This is a genomic window from Micrococcus sp. KRD077 (assembly GCF_017168505.1).
In the GTDB taxonomy this organism is placed as follows: Bacteria; Actinomycetota; Actinomycetes; order Actinomycetales; family Micrococcaceae; genus Micrococcus; species Micrococcus luteus.
On sequence record NZ_JABFAZ010000032.1, the window covers coordinates 49,319 to 51,157 of the forward strand.

General features: G+C 65.0%; 3 protein-coding genes and 1 pseudogene. 1 reads left to right on the plus strand and 3 read right to left on the minus strand.

The window, feature by feature from the left end; all coding sequences use genetic code 11:
* A pseudogene (locus J1M39_RS12305) lies at positions 1-95 on the plus strand (manganese catalase family protein); the annotation flags it as partial.
* A 371-nt stretch (positions 96-466) separates the two neighbouring features.
* Here the strand turns inward: J1M39_RS12305 and J1M39_RS08010 are convergent.
* The 3 genes from J1M39_RS08010 to J1M39_RS08020 form a co-directional block, all read right to left on the minus strand.
* Positions 467-1,069 (minus strand): cadmium resistance transporter, encoded by a 603-nt coding sequence (locus J1M39_RS08010; RefSeq protein ID WP_036318100.1) that lies wholly within the window; start codon positions 1,067-1,069, stop codon positions 467-469.
* Positions 1,066-1,425: a Cd(II)/Pb(II)-sensing metalloregulatory transcriptional regulator CmtR gene (gene cmtR / locus J1M39_RS08015; RefSeq protein WP_017488126.1), complete on the minus strand. Its 360-nt coding sequence runs from the start codon at positions 1,423-1,425 to the stop codon at positions 1,066-1,068. The genes J1M39_RS08010 and cmtR overlap by 4 nt, the downstream gene beginning before the upstream one ends.
* Before the next feature lie 200 nt (positions 1,426-1,625).
* On the minus strand, positions 1,626-1,839 hold a 214-nt coding region (locus tag J1M39_RS08020), incomplete at its 5' end, for a hypothetical protein (RefSeq protein WP_206496653.1).

A 1,839-nucleotide genomic window follows, 5' to 3' on the forward strand; every position in this document is an offset into this window, starting at 1 on the left:
CCCACCCGGACTCCCGTTTCTACGGGACGACGGAGGTGCCCAACCGCCTCGAGAAGCTGGCGGGCACGGTGCAGGACAAGCTGCACCGCGAGTGACCCGACCTTCCCGATGAGGCAGTGCACGGGCCCGTCTGCTCCGGCAGGCGGGCCCGTGTCGTCTGTCCATGTAAGAGGCCGCATCTCCCTGGCACGGATTGTGGCGAGAATGTGCCTCGCCATTCTTGAGGGGATGCGGGCGCTTCGGACAGGGCTGCGTGGTCGCACGGAGTGTTCTTGACCCACGTCCACGCGGGTATACCCCTTTACACGCCCTGCCCTGTGGCTTCGTTCGCTTGGTGGCGGGGTTTTTGCAGCGCTCCGTGGCGGTCTTGTTGCCGCGATCACGCAGGACTGGCTGCAGGTAGGTGTCGCGGTCTGAACCGAGAGGGGTGCGCCCGGTCGGGGCCGTTTGGATCGCTGCCGCTACGTCAGAGTCCGAAGGCTCCGCCGCTGACGAGGATCACGATGCCGAGGCCGATGAGAACGATGGGGAAGAGGATGTTCTCCCAGCGTTCGAGCACTTCGGCGATCGGGGGGCGGGTGGCGACGAACTTTGCCAGGGCCACCAGGACCGCGACGAGCGCGAGGAAGACGATGCAGTAGGCGACTACTGCGAGAGGTTCCACGCTGAGGAAGACAGGGGTGTAGACGCCGATGTTGTCGCCGCCGTTGGCAAGGGTGACGCCTGCGACTGTCCACACGCCGACCTTCTTGCCGGCAACCTTGGCCTCGTCGTCATCGTCGTCATCGTCTCCGCGCCAGGCCTGCCATGCGGCCCAGAGGCCGAGGCCCAGAGGGATGAGGCCGAAGTACGGGATGGCTGCCGAGGGCAGGAATGCTCCGGCGCCGATGGTCACCAGGACCGCGGCACCGAGGATGCCGGCGAATCCGAGGTACTGGCCGGCCAGAATGCGGGCGGTAGTGCCGCGCTGGCCTGCCCCTCGCGCGAAGAAGAGGGAGAGCACGATGATGTCGTCGATGTTGGTCGCTGCGAACAGGCCCATCGCCTGCAAGACCGAGGTGAGGCTCATGCGCCCTCCCCAGCTGCGTCGCATCCGGGAAGCGAGCAGGCGGGATCGATGCACGGGGCGTCTTCGTCCACTGCCAGGGTGGCATCGACCAGTGCCGTCAGCGCCTGCGCCAGGTGCGAATCGGCGATCTCATATCGTGTCCGACGACCCTCGGGCTCGGAGACGACGATCCCGCAATCGCGCAGGCATGCCAGGTGGTTGGACACGTTCGGGCGTGTCAGGTCCAGATCTCGGGCCAGTTCCGCCGGGTAAGCGGGATGGTCGAGCAGGGTCAAGATGATCCGGGATCGAGTGGGGTCGGCCAGTGCACGACCCAGGCGGTTCATCACGTCGAGACGCGAAGCAATAGTCATCATGGATTGAACTATACAGCGCGAACTGAACACTCGGTCACAGGCGTCAGCCCAGATCGCATGCCCGTAAGGGGATCCTTCACCGTACGTCGAGCGAGCTCAGTCCTCGTGTCATTTTCAGAAGTCGACTGCGCTCTCGGGCCCGTCCTCTCGGGGGTGGTGTCGTCGACTCCCGAGCCCTGGTCGTTCAGTAGTCCTGTGCACTAGCGTCGCATCTGCTCAGTAGTCCTGTTCTCTATGAGGAGGCGGGCGTGGACGGCGACCAGGATGAGATGGCTGGACCGGGCGTGGGTCAAGTCCCTGGAAGTGGTGTAACCGTCTTCGAGGCGGTGGGGGCTTGAGTCGGTCAGGTCTCCAAGGTCGGCATCACCTCCGTGCCCAGGATGGTCGTGGATGTCGTGTCCGCATCCAGACCTG

Coding starts and splice junctions, on each gene's coding strand:
- J1M39_RS08010 (WP_036318100.1), bottom strand. CDS start 1,069: ATGAGCCTCACCTCGGTCTTGCAGGCGATGGGCCTGTTCGCAGCGACC.
- cmtR (WP_017488126.1), bottom strand. CDS start 1,425: ATGATGACTATTGCTTCGCGTCTCGACGTGATGAACCGCCTGGGTCGT.